Annotated in this window: 12 protein-coding genes; 6 read left to right on the top strand and 6 right to left on the bottom strand. The window is 48.3% G+C overall.

Annotated features, from left to right (window positions below):
- Window positions 1-82 precede the first annotated feature (82 nt).
- On the bottom strand, window positions 83-2497 hold the full coding sequence (gene hrpB, locus A596_RS20325; protein WP_039918314.1) for an ATP-dependent helicase HrpB: 2415 nt from the start codon (window positions 2495-2497) through the stop codon (window positions 83-85).
- Between the two features lie 50 nt (window positions 2498-2547).
- Complete coding sequence (locus A596_RS20320; RefSeq protein WP_235425799.1) at window positions 2548-4644, bottom strand: TonB-dependent receptor family protein; 2097 nt, start codon at window positions 4642-4644, stop codon at window positions 2548-2550.
- Window positions 4645-4803: 159 nt separating this feature from the next.
- Between A596_RS20320 and A596_RS20315 the strand changes: the two genes are divergently transcribed.
- From A596_RS20315 to A596_RS20300, 4 genes are all read left to right on the top strand, one after another.
- A complete protein-coding gene (locus A596_RS20315; RefSeq protein WP_039918311.1) occupies window positions 4804-7266 on the top strand; it encodes a response regulator in 2463 nt (820 codons plus the stop codon).
- A gap of 274 nt (window positions 7267-7540) precedes the next feature.
- Window positions 7541-8704 carry an acetylornithine transaminase gene (locus A596_RS20310; protein WP_039918309.1) on the top strand — a complete coding sequence of 388 codons (1164 nt, stop codon included), beginning with the start codon at window positions 7541-7543 and terminating at the stop codon, window positions 8702-8704.
- A gap of 47 nt (window positions 8705-8751) precedes the next feature.
- Window positions 8752-9669 carry an ornithine carbamoyltransferase gene (argF, locus tag A596_RS20305; protein WP_039918308.1) on the top strand — a complete coding sequence of 306 codons (918 nt, stop codon included), beginning with the start codon at window positions 8752-8754 and terminating at the stop codon, window positions 9667-9669.
- Window positions 9670-10051: 382 nt separating this feature from the next.
- The gene (locus A596_RS20300) at window positions 10052-10531 is read left to right on the top strand and encodes a hypothetical protein (RefSeq protein WP_039918305.1); all 480 of its coding nucleotides are present in this window, start codon (window positions 10052-10054) and stop codon (window positions 10529-10531) included.
- Window positions 10532-10628: 97 nt separating this feature from the next.
- Here the strand turns inward: A596_RS20300 and A596_RS20295 are convergent, their stop codons facing one another.
- The 4 genes from A596_RS20295 to A596_RS20280 form a co-directional block, all read right to left on the bottom strand.
- Window positions 10629-11702, bottom strand: a complete 1074-nt coding sequence (locus tag A596_RS20295) for a hypothetical protein (RefSeq protein ID WP_039918303.1) — start codon at window positions 11700-11702, stop codon at window positions 10629-10631.
- Window positions 11703-11932: 230 nt separating this feature from the next.
- Entirely contained in the window at window positions 11933-12724 is a 792-nt protein-coding gene (locus A596_RS20290) for a lytic transglycosylase domain-containing protein (RefSeq protein ID WP_235425798.1), read from the bottom strand.
- Window positions 12725-12855: 131 nt separating this feature from the next.
- Window positions 12856-13266: an SMI1/KNR4 family protein gene (locus A596_RS20285; protein ID WP_200882979.1), complete on the bottom strand. Its 411-nt coding sequence runs from the start codon at window positions 13264-13266 to the stop codon at window positions 12856-12858.
- A gap of 209 nt (window positions 13267-13475) precedes the next feature.
- The gene (locus A596_RS20280; protein ID WP_039918300.1) at window positions 13476-15857 is read right to left on the bottom strand and encodes a DNA polymerase II; all 2382 of its coding nucleotides are present in this window, start codon (window positions 15855-15857) and stop codon (window positions 13476-13478) included.
- 162 nt (window positions 15858-16019) lie between these two features.
- Here A596_RS20280 and A596_RS20275 point away from each other — a divergent pair, with 162 nt between their 5' ends.
- Together A596_RS20275 and A596_RS23645 are read left to right on the top strand one after the other, a co-directional pair.
- Window positions 16020-16298 (top strand): metal/formaldehyde-sensitive transcriptional repressor, encoded by a 279-nt coding sequence (locus A596_RS20275; protein WP_039918298.1) that lies wholly within the window; start codon window positions 16020-16022, stop codon window positions 16296-16298.
- Between the two features lie 75 nt (window positions 16299-16373).
- A partial coding sequence (locus A596_RS23645; protein WP_235425797.1) for a cation diffusion facilitator family transporter occupies window positions 16374-16872 on the top strand: 499 nt, incomplete at its 3' end.

The raw sequence follows: 16872 nt of genomic DNA, 5'->3' as shown, positions 1-16872 counted from the left end.
AAGGGCAATTTCACCAAGAGGTGATTTTTTAGCGCAAAATGAAATTTTAAATTTATTATTTAGCTAAATAAGTAACAAACGATTACTTCTCACTTGTGTGTTGGGCAAGCTTGCGCTTGGTAAGTGCGGTTGCTTCGTGCTCCAGCGGATTTTCCGGCCAGGGATGTCGCGGATAACGACCGCGCATTTCTTTACGTACGTCGGGATACGCTTGTTGCCAAAACGTTTGCAAGTTCATGGTAATTGCCAACGGACTACCGTTAGGTGACAGCAAATGAATTTGCAATGGAATTTTTCCCCCGGCCAACTGCAATTGTTCGCAGCCAAAAAATTCTTGTAACTTGGCAGCTACCTTTGCATTGCCTTCACTGGTAAATTCCACCACCACACTGCGACCACTGGGTAGTTCAATTTTTTCTGGTAACAACGTTGAAATTGTCCGGCAAGCATCGTGTCCCAAATAAAACTCGAGGCCTTGTAACCAGGGCAAACAGGCTAATTGTGTCGACGAAGTTAAAAATGGTGACAACCATTGATCAAGTGCGCAACAGAGCGTGCCATCGTCCAATGCAGGCAGTTCACACAGGTTTAAATCAGCGAGCAATCGTGCGCGCTGCAGCAGGCGGTCAGCATTATCACTCCACTGAAAATAGGCCCTACCTTTTTCGTGCCATAGATGCTGAATATGTTGTGTCAAATATCGCGGAATTTCATTCGCATCCAGAGGATTTAATTGCTCATCAATCACTACGCCCCCCATTCGCCATACATTATGTAACTGCCAGCGCTGCTGTTTAAATTCCAGTTGCGTTTGATGCTGGCTTAACTGACGTTGCATAGCTGCACTTAATTGCACAGCTACACCCACACCGGAATGGCTTTTGGGTTTGGTATTGATAATCGGTAAAACAGCCCACTGGCCGACTACTGGAGACTCAACACTGATACCGGAGTTCAAACGATATTTTCCCGACTCCTGACGATAGCCAATGCGATCACTAAAAGCGCGCGCCAGCAAACCGGTTGCGAGCTCGCCAGTGTCCACGGGTAAATCCAACACATTGAGCCAACGTTTTTGTTGCTGTTGCCATTGCCGATTACGCGCGAGTTCTTTTTCCGCGCCTGCAATTAATTCTTCACTATTTTGCCCGGTAGATAATTCAAAATGCAGTGCCAATGCAAACAGTAATGATGCGCGACTAATATGTTGTTGATGCAATAATAAAAATGCAGCAATGCGTGGATGAGTACCCAACTCACTCACACGCTCGCCTGTTTCAGTGATTATTCCCTGCTCGCTCACCAACTGCATTTGCTGCAATTGTTGTTGTGCAAATGCGAGTGCCAGGGCATTAGGTTTTTCCAGCCAGGGTAAAGATTCCGCTGGGCTCCCCCAATGGGCGATACGCAATGCCAGAGGCAAATAATCCGTTGCGCGAATTTCCGGTAAATCGGCAGCAGCAAGCGCTTGATCTTGCGACCACAAGCGAATGCAATGTCCCGCTTGCACACGCCCTGCACGACCGCGACGCTGTTCGGCGCTGGCCACACTGATACGCGCCGTACGCAAACGGGAAATGCCGGTGCGCTGTTCGTAATCTACCCGGCGTGCAAGCCCCGAATCAATTACCAATGTGACATCCGCGATGGTTAATGATGTTTCTGCAATATTAGTCGCAAGAATAATGCGCGAACCCTGCAACGGATCTAATGCATTATGTTGTTCAGCAGCGGCAACACGACTGTGCAAGCGGAAAATTTTTTGGGCGGGAAATGTGTGGCTTATCGCTTGGGCCGCGTCTTCAATCTCACGCCATCCTGGCAAAAAAACCAATACCGTTTGTTGCTGCCAACCGGAATGATTACGCAGCACTCGCAATAAATGTTCATCCACTTTTTCAGCAAATTGATTGGGTAATTGTTTTGCCGGTTGATATTCGAGAGCCACCGGATAGCAGCGCCCCGGCGCAAACAAGCGGTTGGAAATTTGTTGCTGCAATGCCGGGTCCGGCGTTGCGCTCATCAAGACCAGCTGCAAATCATCGCGCAGGATTTGCACTTCTTGCAAGAAAGCCCAGGCGAGATCCTGGTTGACACTGCGTTCGTGAATTTCGTCCAGCATTACGCAGGCTACATTATCCAATTCAGGATTTTGCAATAAATGTTGCAACAATACGCCCGGTGTCATTAGCACCAAACGCGTGCGCTTACCCATGCGTGAATCGTAAGGTACTTGATAACCCACGGTCTCACCGGTTTTTTCATGTAGCAATTCTGCTAACCGTTCTGCCAATGCTTGCGCAGCCAACACGCGCGGCTGGATTAACCATACTTGTTGCTCGCCAGCGGTATTTGCCAATACCCATAAAGGCGCAAGTGTGGATTTGCCCGCACCCGGCTCCGCCTCCAACAAAAGCGGAGTTTGTTGCAAAGCGTTAAAAAACTGCTCGCGCAATTGTGTTAGCGGTAAGACCGGTAAATTATCCAGATCAATCACAAAAAAACATCCACTCACATGAAGGGTAAAAAAATATAACAAACTGATAATTAAAAGCGGTATGCGATTTTTACGCCGCCAGAAAAGTTGCGCCCTAACGCCGGCTCAAACGCGCGGCCATTACTTTGATTCACAACAACAGAACCCACATAATTTTCATCGCGCAAATTCGCCAGTTTTAACCACCAATCCAGTCCCCAGGATTGCATTTCATATTCACCTTGCAAGCTGAAATCCAGTGTATAAAAACCGGGCGCAGCAACCTGGTTATTGTCGGCAGTAAAAATCCGTGAGCGTTGCTGCGTAATTAAATTCACTTGCAGTAAATCATTGCGCAACGGCAGCCATTCTACGCCAAGTTGGTATTGTTCACGCGCAACACCGGGCAATTGTTTACCGTCCCATGGTCCGGCCGAATAATCGGCGCGCATGGATTGCGCGCTAGCCTGTAATTTCCACATATCATTGAGCGCAACGCGCGCAAATATTTCTACACCCTCGCGTTCAGTTTCGGCGGCATTGCGGAAACTGGTGCGCCCGCCGACAGATTGATCCACCACAATTTCATTGTCAGTATTGATGATGAAATGGGTGATGGAAAATTGCAGCTGATCTTGATGCTGGTATTGCACACCCCATTGGTACTGGTGATTGATGGCAGCGTCCAACTGCGTATTTAACCCTGTTGCACCGGCTTTGTAAGCCATTTCCGTGAGCGTCGGTGTTTCATACCCGCGCCCGCTGCTAGCAAATATTTCCCAATGATTGGCAAACTGATAATTGCCACCCAGTGCGTAGGAATGTTCGCGGTAAGCGCGCGCGCCCGAGTCATCCGGATTACCGGCAACAATAAAATAATCCTCCACATCAATATCGAGCCAACTGCGCCTTGCACCGGCATAAAGCGTTAACGGTTGCACCGGGTTCAATTGAAGCAATGTGTAAATATCACGACCACTCGCCTCACCCAATTCATCGCGGCGCAAATCACCTGCCACGCCAAGGTTATTTACATATCCACGACGGCGATCTTCCATTTTTGCAGCTTCGGCGCCCAGGCTTAAGTCAATTGGCATCGATAATAATTGCGTGCTGTGCGTGACCGTAGCACTGGCGCCGGCAAAATCCCGCGCGAGATCCACCACACCGCCACTGCCGGAAATTCCATCGCCGATAAATCCCAAATATTGGGTGATATCGCGCTCGCCTTGCCACACAGCAGTTTGCCAGCGAGTATCACCTTGTTGTTCGCGTACACTAATTGAAGTCTGGTGATGCTTGACGCTTTTGCGGGTGTTGTAAGTTTCTGCCAAAGGATTTTTTTGCCAGGGGTCTGCACGCCATTGCTCCGGCGTTAACCCCAATGGATCTTCCAATAAAGGATCATCACTTTGTTCATGCTTAATACGCACATCGAGATTATTGGATGTGGTGTAAAACATTTGCACCGCCGCTTGCTCACGCTCGGCCGCTGAATGAGGGCGATCACCCTCCAGGCGAGTATCCGCAAATTGCCCACGCACGGCAAAATTTGAGTGACGGAAATCACCTTGCACTTGATAGCGCTCCAGCCCCTGATCACTGCCAACACCGCCTAACACAAACTGATTTTGTTGTGGTGTAGCGGTTTGTACGGCAATTACACCACCGGCCCCATTGCCATAGAGTGATGCCAACGGCCCGCGCAATACCTGGACTGCCGTTACCGAATCGAGCATCACACTGGACAGCTGCCCTTGCCCATCGGGAGTAGACATGGGAATACCATCCACTAGCAAATCAATTCCACGCACCCCGAAGGCCGAGCGGGCACCAAAACCGCGAAGGCTGATGCGGGTGTCCTGCGCGTAGTTTGTGCGGAAATCTACCTGCACACCCGGGATAGCAACCAATAATTCGGCAGGATCCAGGCGCGCGCCGGTACCAAAATCAGTTGGTGTATTGGCAATTGATTGCCGCGCAAGATCCAATGGCCCAGGCTGGGAACCATAGACCACGAGTGTTTCAACAGTAGCCAGTGACTTTTCTGCGCGACTAACATGACTGGTATCTGCATAACTGGTGGCGATAACCAGGGTGCATCCGAGTGGTAAAAGTGAGGAGAATTTCGTAGCGTAACAAGGTGTCATAGCGTAGAAAGGTTTCATAGCGAAGGAAGGCTCGTCGAGCGATTATTCAAGGGAGCGCCATTCTGTGGAATGACGGTGAAAGGTACACCTATTAAAACTATTTTTTACATCGGCCACGCTGAACTCTTAAATGGCAAACAGCTTCTATACTGAAGAAGAATTTATCTGGACGATTTTATGCCACAAGAATTCCATAGCCAGTTAGAAAAATTGCGTCAACAATTTGCGGCGAGCTTGCCCGAGCAAGCACGGCGCCTTGAGCACATTTGGGGACATTTGCGCCACCTCAATTGGAGTGAGCAGGGTATAGCCGCCCTTGAGCAGTTCGCGCACAAGATGGCCGAAACCTCGACCAGTTTCGGGTTTGGAGAGCTGCGCCAGAAAGCGGGCCAACTGGAAAGTTATATCCGCGATTTGAAAGCCCTCGGGCGTCATTTTGGCGGCCCCGAATACGCGCAAGTCGCAGAGTTGGTCAAACAGTTGAGCAATAGCCTTAACAACCGGCAAGATCCCACTGAAACGCCACCCGCGCCCGATAGCTTGCCAGAAGCGCGCGGTAAAACGGTATTTTTAATTGACCCCGACCGCACCCTCGCCACACTCTGCACGGCGTATTTGCGCAATGCCGGGTTTACGGTGGAATACTTTGATAATCCGCAAACCTGCATGCAACGCCTGTATCTGGATTCGCCGGATGTCATCCTGTTTGACCCTGACTTTGAAGGCTCCGGCCTGCAAGCCCTTGGCAATTTGCGCAAAATAAAATCGCTGCTGCTGCAAAACACACCTATTGTGTTGATGTCGGGACGCACGGATTTGAATGCGAAATTGCGCGCGTTGCGTGCAGGCAGTACAGATTATTTAATCAAACCGGTGGACTTTAATTTCCTGGTCGAAAAACTGGTCCAGTTAATTAACCAGAACAACAAAACCTATAAGGTTATGGTGGTCGATGACGACGAAGCCGTCGCCAATTTGCAAGCAGAAATCCTGCGTTATGCCGGCATGGAAGTCCTTTGTGTCAACCAGCCCTTGCACAGCTTGCAACACGCCGCCCAATTCAAACCGGATCTGGTAATACTCGATATGCATATGCCGGATATTAACGGCATGGAATTAGCGGTATTACTGCGCCAGGACCCGGAGTTTTTATTGCTGCCGATTATTTTTGTCACTGCCGATACCGACATCAATTTGCATCGCAACATTCGCGCGCTAGGCGTTAATGCGTTGCTGACCAAACCCTTTGAAGCCGATGACCTGATTGAACGCTGCCGGCAAGCATTGACGGATACAACCCTGCTCAAAACCCGCGTAGCACGCATTACTCGCCACACCCAAAAACCGCAACAAATTAATCGCAGTTATTTTTTCAGCGCTCTGGAAGAAGCACTCCACGGTAAAAACCCCGGCGGACAAGCCAGCGCACTCTACTACGTAAGCGTGGACAAATTACCCGAGCTGGGCCAGCAACTGGGGCAAGTTGAACTGATCGGTTTGCATGAGCACTTTTGTGAATTCCTGGATGAGATTCTGGGGAGCGACGAGCAATGGGCCGACCTTTCCAACCTGGTCGCCTGCGTATTGGCCGGTAAACGCAACCTGGAGTTCCACCGGCAGCGCGCCGAACAAATCAGCAAATATTTGAGCAATCACCCTTTCAATGTGAAAGGCAAGTTGCTCTCACTGGACGTTAAATTAGGCGTGGTACTGCTCGAGCCCAGCCTTGCCACTGCAAATAATGCATTGCAGCAAGCTGAGCAAGCGTTTGAACAACAACTGGACAATACGGCGCAAACCAATGCGCAAGATACACCGCCAACTACAGTAGCGGCGGTCACATCAACTCTTGCCACCAAAGCCCAACCCGATTTCTCACAAATAGTATTCAACCGCGATTTGCAACTGGCATTTCAACCGATTATCAGCCTGGAAGAGCCGCAGATTGAGCATTTCTCCGTACTCACTCGTTTGCGCAATGGAGCAGATGAATTAATCCCCGCCAGCCAATTCCTTGGCCGCATCAACCAGCCGGGAAAGCGCCTGGAACTGGATCGCTGGGTGTTACAACAAGCCGTTTCTGCAATCGCAGAAAATAGCAGTACGCGGGAATTAGCTACTTTATTTATTCACCTCGCTGAAGAAACCTTGCAGCAGAGTTCATTTTTTTCCTTTGCCGCTAATGTGTTGCGCTCATCGCGCCTGCGCGGCGAAGGCCGCCTGGTGTTTATGCTTGAGGAAAGTTGGCTGGTCAACCATTTTCACCAAGCCCGGGAAATTGCCAAAGCACTGCGTGATATTCGCTGCAGCATTTGCATCACCCGCGCTGGAGAAAACGAACAGGCACTGGATATTCTGGAAGAACTACCACTTAGCTTCTTGCGCCTTTCATCAAAATTGACAAACGCAAGCAATAACCCGAAATTGCTGGAGCGCTATGTAACGCTAGCTAATAAGAAAGGGGTTCAGGTTATCGCAACCCAAATTGAAAACTCGCGCAACCTGTCCAGTTTGTGGATGCAAGGTGTGCGCTTGTTTGAAGGCTTTTTTATCCAGCCGCCCGATGAAGGATTCCATCTCAAAAACGATATTATTTTTGCCAGGGAGTTTGCGCAGGACAATAACTTCAACCTGTCATAGAAAGCACTTCAGGTTGTTATAAGCGGTGTTGAGCCATCATAAAAGTAACTTTAATTTGTCATAAAAAGCGCCATACGGCAGCAAATTTGCCAATACTCGCAATAACTTATATATTTGCTGCCTATTTTTTGCCGCGCGTAACGTAATTTCCGCGATCCGCCGTCAGCAACCGGTGTCTGACCAGCAAAAAATCCCTCTGCTTACTAATGAATATTAATCGCCTGATGGCCTTTCCCTGATCGGCTTGCGGCTTTGTTTTTTTATGGAGATTGTCATGACCAGTCTGATGAACACATACGGCACCAGAACCCTCACCCTCACCCGGGGCGAAGGTAGCCGAGTGTGGGACGATCAGGGCAAATCCTACCTGGACGGCATCAGCGGCATCGCTGTGTGCGCCCTTGGTTATAGCCATCCTGCTGTAACCAAAGCCATTTCCGATCAGGCTGCCACACTCATTCATACATCTAACCTGTACAACATTCCCCAGCAACAGCGCCTGGGTGATTTGCTGATTCAGGTTTCGGGGATGGATAAGGTGTTCTTCTCCAACTCCGGCGCTGAAGCCAATGAAGCAGCGATCAAGATTGCGCGTAAATACGGCAATGACAACGGCGTGAAAAACCCGACCATCATCGTAATGACCAATAGCTTCCACGGCAGAACCATGGCAACCCTGACTGCTACTGGCAACACCAAAGTGCAGATTGGTTTTGAACCATTGGTAGAAGGTTTTATCCGCGTTCCCTACGACGATGTAGCGGCAGTAAAAACAGCGATTGCCGAACACAAAAATATTGTCGCCATCCTGGTTGAGCCAGTACAGGGTGAAGGCGGCGTGCGTGTGCCTGCTGCCAATTACCTGAACGAGCTGCGCGCTATCGCTGACCAACACCAATTGTTGTTGATGCTGGATGAAATCCAGACCGGCAATGGCCGTACCGGTACTTACTTCGCTTACCAGCACAACGGCATATTGCCGGATGTAGTCACCACTGCAAAAGGCCTGGGTAATGGCATGCCAATCGGCGCCTGCCTCGCACGCGGCAAAGCGGCGGAGGTTCTGCAAGCGGGCAACCACGGCACAACCTTCGGGGGTAATCCTCTGGCATGCAGCGCCGGTATTGCCGTCGTAGAAACCTTGCAAAACTCAGGCTTGATTGCGCACGCTAAAGTGCTGGGTGACAAGCTATTGAATGATTTCAAAACGGCGTTGGCAGGCAACCCCAAAGTGGTCGACATTCGCGGCAAAGGGTTGATGATTGGCATCGAGCTGAATGCACCTTGCGGCGACCTGGTCCAAAAAGGCCGCGATATTGGTGTACTTATCAACGTTACTGCCCTGAATACCATCCGCTTGCTGCCCACTTTTATCCTTACGGATGCAGAAGCCGATGAACTGGTTACCAAGGTGGTACAACTGGTTACAGAGTTTTAAACAAGTGCGCGCAATAACGCGCGCACTGCAATATAAAGAGCATGATTATGGTTCCCTCCAAGGCGCCGAGACATTTCCTGACCCTGAACGACGTTAACCGCGACGAACTCCAACACATCATCGCGCGTGCCATCGAACTCAAAGCCCTGCTGCGCCAGGGTAAAGCCCCAGCCCTATTCGATAACAAAGTGCTGGCAATGATTTTCGAAAAAAACTCCACCCGTACCCGCGTATCGTTTGAATCCGGCGTTGCCAAATTAGGTGGCCATGCGATTTTCCTGTCGACCAAGGACTCACAACTCGGCCGGGGCGAACCCATTGAAGACGCTGCACGCTGCATTGCCAGCATGGTCGATATGGTGATGATCCGCACTTTCGGTCACGACACTGTCGAGCGCTTCGCTGAATACTCACGCGTTCCTGTTATCAACGGTTTGACTGACGAATTCCATCCCTGCCAGTTGCTGGCGGATATCCAGACTTACGTTGAACAACGCGGTTCACTTGCAGGCAAAACAGTTGCCTGGGTGGGTGATGGTAACAACATGTGCAACTCCTACATCCAGGCTGCCGAGCTGTGCGATTTTGAATTGCGTATCGCCACACCGAAAGGTTTTGAACCGGAAGATGAGTTTGTAACGCCCTACCAACATCGCGTGGCATTAAGCAATGATCCGCGCGCTGCAGTTGCCGGCGCCGATTTGGTTGTAACTGACACCTGGGCATCTATGGGCCAGGAAGATGAAAAGAAGCAGCGTGAAAAAATCTTCATAGGTTATCAAGTCAATAAAGAGTTGATGAGCCATGCCAATAGCAATGCACTCTTTATGCATTGCCTGCCCGCGTACCGCGGTAAAGAAGTCAGCGCGGAAATTCTGGACGCCCCCGATGCCGTGGTATGGGAAGAGGCCGAAAACCGTATGCATGCACAAAATGCGTTGATGGAATTTTTATTCAATCAATAAATCATTTCTGCATGTGACCGCGTTGAAAAAAACCCGCTTTTTAGCGGGTTTTTTATTGCGCACCAAAAATGCCCCCACAACAGACAACGTTGTCTTTTTTGCACCAAAACCAACCAAATAAAAACACCAAAACATTACAATAAGTAACACAACTCATTAAAAATGCCTCTATTTTGTGCTTTTAATAACTTAAAAAATTTAAAATACATTTTTATATTTCATATATGAATAAAAATGCTGTTTATTTGGCTTTTAGTGACAAAACAGTTTAAAAAATCGTAACAAAAGGTAACAAATAATTTTCCCTCTTCCCTATAATCAACTTGCGAGCTGATGACAACGTTGTTTCCCCCAACATCCTATTGTTTAGAGGTTTTTTATCATGACTAAAGTTCCTTTTGTAAAAGCACTGGCCCTGATTTCACTGGTTAGCCTTTCTTCTTTTGCCAGCGCTTACTCTTTTGTTTCCTACAAGGAAGTTCCCGGTGTTGTGCAAAGCGTAAGTGAAGCGGCAAGCACCATTACCATCAAAACTGAAGCCGGCGAAACCAAAACATTTAATGTAGTGAAAGGCGCAAAAGTTGCGACCACCAAAGGCCGCGCAATGAAGTTAGCGTCATTGCGAGAAGGCGATACCGTTACGTTGAAAAATCGCGTATCCACTCCAGTTGCCGGTGAAATCAAAGGTAAAATTCTCGCCGTAAACTCAGAAGACCTCACTGTAAAGCTGCGCGAACACAACACACAAAATGTTCTGCATGTGAAATTTAACGAAGAAGTTCGCGCTACCGGAATCGGCAGTGAATCGTTTGCAAGTTTGCGCAGTGGAAATGAATTGGTTGTTCGCGCTGATGCCAAATAAACAACAAGCTCTAGACATACATTACAATTATTGTTGTTCTGACCACTGCAACGAGCCCCGAATCAGGGGCTTGTTGTTTTCAATAAAATCAAAAAAATTACACACTCAAATTAATTTCCTGGATAACCCCCGCTTTGCCATCCTCCGTTAAATAAATACCGGAATTAGCGACTTCTCCCAGCGAATTATTATTTGTATCTTTTAACTGGAAAGGTGATGAAACATGGCCAAGAAAAATTGCACCGATATTTTTATCGCCCAACGCCGCTAATTGTGTACTGCCATCTTCGTTAGTCATCCAAATGCGCAGCTGCTGATAAATGCTGTCGCCTTCATCGATAAAATTATTCCCGTCTTCATCATACATAGCGAGCTCAGCAAAACCGCGGCCACTGCTGGGGCCAAATAATTCACTGCCATTATTGATAGTGCCATCACCATTTCGATCCAATGCCAAATAACCGCTACCCGGCCGCAGCTGCGCAATTTGCTCGGTAGTTCCATTATTATCAAGATCAAATTCAAAACGGGTTTGGCTGAGCGCCGCGCCCTGCCCGTCAAAATTAATGACAAGCGGATCGATTTTTTTGCTGCCGCCTTGTAATTGCAGGTTGGACTCCTGCACAAATTCGCGGCTCATGTTCATAGCGACAGAAAAATTAATTTCACGTCCATCCGCCGCGCGCACAACACCGACAGCCTGGAACTTTAATGCCTCTTGTTCCTGATAACGTTCACGGCGCTGATAAACCAGTCCAGGGCCAACATTGCCCCTTGTCGTAATTGCTCGCTCAGGTGGTGTTGTTTCCACTTCCAGCGAGTCCATTTTGGCTTTGATTTTTGTCCGTAGTTCATCAGGTGTAGAAACTTGCAGATCATTCCCGGTAATGGATTTATACAGCGACTCCAAAATCATCAGGTTCAAGCGGGAACGGGAATCCATTTGGGTCGTTAGATCGAGCGTTTCTTTCGTGCGATACATTGATAACAATGAACCGGCGCGGGACAGATCTACCGCTGCGTCCGCCGGCTCTACCGACTCTGCCAACACACCGCCAGGCTGATTAAACGCGGGTTGCTCTGTCCAAAACTCCAGGCTTTCAGAAACACTGTGCTCTTCGCGGTAATCCCGCTGTGCAGCCATCCCAATCCAGGCGTTTGAAATAATCATAAATGCCATCCACTTTTGCGAGAAATTCAGGGATACCTCACATCATCAGGAGTGAGGGCTACTCTCTATAGCGGCAAAAACGCCCGTTATTTGAGCAAAATTTGGCATCAAAATTAGAATTTTTTGTTATGAATGGTAACGATGAAATCCACATTCCCAACAAACCAGGAATAAAGGCAATGGAATTTTGGAACCGTAATGGAATGGAAAGTAGAACTAACAACGAAAAGTTAATTGCGCGCGAGTGATGCCAATTGGGTTTTGTAACGCTGGTGCAGGATGTTCACGCGGAACACGTAGGTTTTGGTTTCTTCAAAAGGTGGTACACCGCGGTATCTTTCCACTGCGCCGGGCCCCGCGTTGTAAGCGGCGGTTGCAAGGGTTATATCGCCGTTAAAACGCTTCAGTAGCCAGGCAAGGTATTTCACTCCACCTTCAATATTATCCGCCGCATTTGAAGTGTCCTTTACGCCCATATCCCGTGCCGTGCCGGGCATTAATTGCATCAAACCATTGGCGCCTTTGCGCGAGCGGGCAAGCGGGTTGAAGTTGGATTCAGCATGGATAACCGCACGTACCAGCGCCGGATCTACACCATATTTGTTCGCATTCCGGCTAATGGAATAAGTAAATTCAGTGAGATACAAACGAGTGCCGCGCCAGTTGATACGCGAGAGCGGGTTACAGGCGTAGCAGGAGTTATAAACAATAACTTCAAAATCCGTCTTGTGCGGCTGCCGATCGGAATAGGCAACCGCACCATCTTTTCGATATTTAAAGAATTTGAACTCCTGCTTTTTGGCAGCCGCCTCATATTCTTTTCGCTCCTGCTCCTTGCGCGCTTTTTCATCGGCGGCGGTTTGCTCGGCAACCCGGCGAACCTGGGCCTCAAAATCAGAGAGACTGGACTCCTGCGCTTGCACCCTTTGCTCTTGCCCTGCTTCAGCCCGATCGCCAGCCACAAGCGGCCCGCTGGCCAGGGCCAGAAGCATACTCAGGGTTAAGGCGGAGGATAATCGCACAGCAAACTCTCATTACGGGTTCATTGGCCATCGAATGATGGCCGGGAGATTGAGTGTAGCCCAGCAGAATATTTCATGTGGCACAAGAATCTATTTTCGTGATCTGACGCGCGTCTTACTGCAGGAGCCCATCAAGACTCCAGCCATACATCCCTGACCCAATGCCAAACGGAAGGCCAGGATTCATCGGTTAAATCGCCATCACGCCAAAACACCACTTCACCTTCCGGCTCCACACAATAATAGTTGCCATTGATCTCGCATAACGGCATCAGATAGCGCGGTACACCTTGCGCCCAGGCAACAGCAGTAACTTCCGGTAAATAAGTATGGGAATGGGGATCAGCAGCAGTTACCGGCTCGATACCGCCGTACACCACATCGCTGGCTTCCAATAAAAAGGTACGCATATCGCGCGGGATCGGCAGAAGGATCTCTTCTTCTATTTCGACCAAACGGTCTTCATCGGGTAATTCTAAAGGTACTGGTACGGGTTCATTATATTCGCGCAGTAAATCCAGAACTTCATCGATATCGGCCATGGGGTAACCTGTCAATAACTAAGGGAAACGGACTATAGCCCGAACAGCAATGACCTCACAATACCAGTGCCTGAATTACAACTTTCCTTTACATCCAGCCTTTATCCGATTCTTGCCGTTATCGTTTTTCTTCTAACAATTCCTGAGGCTGGCGTTCATAGGTTTGGTAATCCGGGTTTATGATCTGTTACAGATATTTACTACAACGTTTATTTACCAAACAATGAAAGCTGTTGATCTACCAATTCATTCAGGGACTCATTCAGGAAATGCAAAATACTATCGGCAACGGGGGTTAATTGTTTATCGATGTAATGCTGGTAATCAATCGGGCTCTGGCGCAATAACATATCCACCTCATACTGCCCTACCGGCTCAGGACCATTGGTAGTAATCAAATAACTGATCCAATCGCCGCGCCGCATTGACGCTCCCGTCAGCTGCACATATTTGCGCGCAGCCTGTACGTGGGGCGGAACATTTTTTTGATATTCGTGTAAATGACGACGCAAACGTTTGCGATAAATTAATTCCAGGTCGCGCTTGCCCGCCAACACTTCATCGTTAGTTGTGCGCACAAATTCCAGATAATCTTCACCGGCAAAAACCTTGCGATACAGCTCTGCCTGAAATTCTTTCGCTAATTGGGTCCAGTCCGTACGAACATTTTCAAGTCCCTTGAAAACCATTTCCTGTTTGCCATTGATTTCCACCAATCCGGCATAACGCTTTTTGGTGCCCAGTTCCGAGCCACGAATAGTGGGCATTAAAAAACGCAAATAATGGGTTTCGTACTGAATTTCCAATGCACTTTTGAGATTAAATTCAGTGAGTATAGTGTGCTGCCACCACTGGTTTAATTCTTTGGCGAGGCGTTTACCAATAACATCACATTGCGCAGGATTTTTTGCCGGTAAACCTTTGCAATTATTTTCCAGCCACACAAACAACGAGTCGGTATCACCATAAATAACAGCATAACCTTGCTGCTCAATCCAATCGCGGCTGCGCTGGATAATATCGTGGCCACGTAACGTAATTGAACTGCATACACGTGGGTCAAAAAAGCGGCATCCCATTGAACCCAGCACACCGTAAAACGAGTTCATAATAATTTTTATGGCGTGCGATAGAGGCGCATTTTTGTGTTGCTTGGCACGATCACGTGCAGCCGATAATTGTTCAATGATTTGCGGGAGAATATGATCTTCGCGCGCAAAACAGGCACCATTAAAACCGGGAACCGTTTGCTGCTCATCAAGTTGTCGATGTTGTGCCACCCAAAATGCACAGGGATCAATTAAAAATGTGCGAATAATACTGGGATACAGGCTTTTAAAATCCAGCACCAATACATTGTCGTAGATACCCGGCTGCGAATTCATTACGTAACCGCCGGGGCTAATCACATCAGATTCCAACTCGCCTAAATTAGGGGCAACATAACCGCGCCGGTGCAAACGCGGCAAATATAAATATTCGAACGCCGCCACCGAACCACCAATACGATCCAGCAATACACCGGTTAATTGGCTGCGTTCCATCGCAAACGCCAGCAACTCCTGCTTCAGGAAAATTTCCCACACCAATTCACAATCGCGCAAATTGTATTCTGCCAGTGCCAATTTATCGTGTTTGAACAAGTGCGTAATATCTTCACCGCGATTATCGCCGCTCAGTAACTTTCCCTGACCGAGTAACTTTTCCGACACATTTTGCAATGAATAACTTTCGTAACTGTAATTGGCGGCTTTTAATAATTCGATGCCATCCAGCGCAACCCGGCCGGGAATAACAACATAACTGCGCCCGGTATCGGCATCGTCATGGCGCCAGTGAATGGCCTGGCCACCGCGCCCCAGCTGCAATTCCATCTGTAAACTTTTGCAGATTTTTTCGAGCACCAGTAAATCAAATTGCACTACACTCCAGCCAATTAAAATATCCGGATCAGCGGTGTGCAAGAATTCAAAAAATGTGAGCAAACATTGTTTTGCATCCGCACAAAAAATAACGGTTTCAGTGTTTTCTCCTTCACCGACCATAAAAACTTTCTGCCCCGAATCACACCAGACGCCAATGGAATACAATTGTTTGGCATCCATGGACGTTTCTATATCCAGCGACAGCATCTTCAACGCGGGGCGCCATTGGTTATCGCCAATAGCGGTAAGCCGGGGATTTCGTAACGGCAGTTGATTCGATGAAATATCAATATACGCAGCGGCGGTAATAAAACGCTCCATCAAATAGCGTTCGGGCGGGCGAATATCCGCTTCCCAATAACTGATGTAGCGCTGGTGAAAAATATCCTGCGCCTCGCGCGCAACACGATGTTGCTTGAAATAAAGCGCGTTAACCGGTTGGTTATTGAATGTTTTTAGCTCGACTTCCGCCATGCGCCATTGGCGAAGGGGTTTAAGCAGCGGGCGAATCTCTTCGGCCTGCTCGCGCAGGATAAACAGCACAACTTCCTGCCCGGTGATTTGTGTCCAACAGCTACCGGCTTCTGTCGCCCACCATAAATCCAGCACTACCCCTTCGCGGGTATCGCGCCATTGACGAGTTAACAGGAACGCATTGGTAAGCATAGCGAATAACAATTACTGGTTGGGCAGCCAGTATATCGCGTTTCAACACTATTCAACTTATGCATCGGGAAGGTTTACATAAAATAATCCCTTCATTATTGGCGGCTAGTCTGGTTATAATAAATACTATACCCCCCTATAGTATTTTAAGTGAACCACATTATGAGCCATGTGATCCAGGAAAAATCCAAGTTATTAAGCCGGGTGCGCCGTATTCGGGGCCAGGTGGACGCTGTAGAGCGCGCGCTGGAAGCAGAAAAAGAATGTGCAGAAGTATTGCAACAAATTGCAGCGATAAAAGGTGCAATCAACGGCCTTATGAGTGAAGTGCTGGAAGAACATATTCGCAATCACATTGCGTCTCCCTCGATAACAAATGATATAGAACGAATGCAAGGAGCCAGTGAATTGATCGGTGTGCTGCGCACTTATCTCAAATAATCAGTGAATCACCTTTTTACATTTATTTAAAAAATTATTTTTCAAATAACCAATTTCTGTCGGAGAAATTACGTCATGCGCGATGAAGATTTATCCAAATGGACCCATGACCATATCTTTGATACCGGCAATGAAGCAGCCGAGCGCGGTACCAAAGTGGTTATGTGGATTACCATCGTGATGATGGTTATTGAAATCAAAGCAGGTTGGTGGTTTAACTCAATGGCACTGCTCGCCGATGGTTGGCATATGAGCTCCCATGCGGTTGCGATAGGACTTTCGGCGATGGCTTATGTCACCGCGCGACGCTATGCCAGGGATTCACGCTTTGCATTTGGCACCTGGAAAATTGAAATCCTGGCGGGCTTTACCAGCGCTATTTTTTTAGTAGGCGTTGCAGTGATGATGTTGGTGGGCTCCATTGAGCGAATTATTTCACCACAACCCATCCAATATCAGGAAGCCATTGTAATTGCGATTCTGGGTTTGATCGTAAACCTTGTATGCGCATTGATTCTTGGTAACGCGCACCATCACCACGATCATGGCCATTCACACACGCATACCGATGATC

Origin of the sequence: Cellvibrio mixtus subsp. mixtus J3-8, assembly GCF_000766945.1 — a bacterium.
In the GTDB taxonomy this organism is placed as follows: domain Bacteria; phylum Pseudomonadota; class Gammaproteobacteria; order Pseudomonadales; family Cellvibrionaceae; genus Cellvibrio; species Cellvibrio mixtus_A.
This window is presented reverse-complemented; position numbering and strand designations above follow the sequence as displayed.

Bases quoted from the DNA above. Each gene is read 5' to 3' on its own strand.
- argF (WP_039918308.1), top strand. From the start codon at position 8,752: ATGGTTCCCTCCAAGGCGCCGAGACATTTCCTGACCCTGAACGACGTT.
- A596_RS20300 (WP_039918305.1), top strand. From the start codon at position 10,052: ATGACTAAAGTTCCTTTTGTAAAAGCACTGGCCCTGATTTCACTGGTT.
- A596_RS20310 (WP_039918309.1), top strand. From the start codon at position 7,541: ATGACCAGTCTGATGAACACATACGGCACCAGAACCCTCACCCTCACC.
- A596_RS20285 (WP_200882979.1), bottom strand. From the start codon at position 13,266: ATGGCCGATATCGATGAAGTTCTGGATTTACTGCGCGAATATAATGAA.
- A596_RS20320 (WP_235425799.1), bottom strand. From the start codon at position 4,644: ATGAAACCTTTCTACGCTATGACACCTTGTTACGCTACGAAATTCTCC.
- A596_RS20275 (WP_039918298.1), top strand. From the start codon at position 16,020: ATGAGCCATGTGATCCAGGAAAAATCCAAGTTATTAAGCCGGGTGCGC.
- A596_RS20280 (WP_039918300.1), bottom strand. From the start codon at position 15,857: ATGCTTACCAATGCGTTCCTGTTAACTCGTCAATGGCGCGATACCCGC.
- A596_RS20295 (WP_039918303.1), bottom strand. From the start codon at position 11,702: ATGATTATTTCAAACGCCTGGATTGGGATGGCTGCACAGCGGGATTAC.
- A596_RS20315 (WP_039918311.1), top strand. From the start codon at position 4,804: ATGCCACAAGAATTCCATAGCCAGTTAGAAAAATTGCGTCAACAATTT.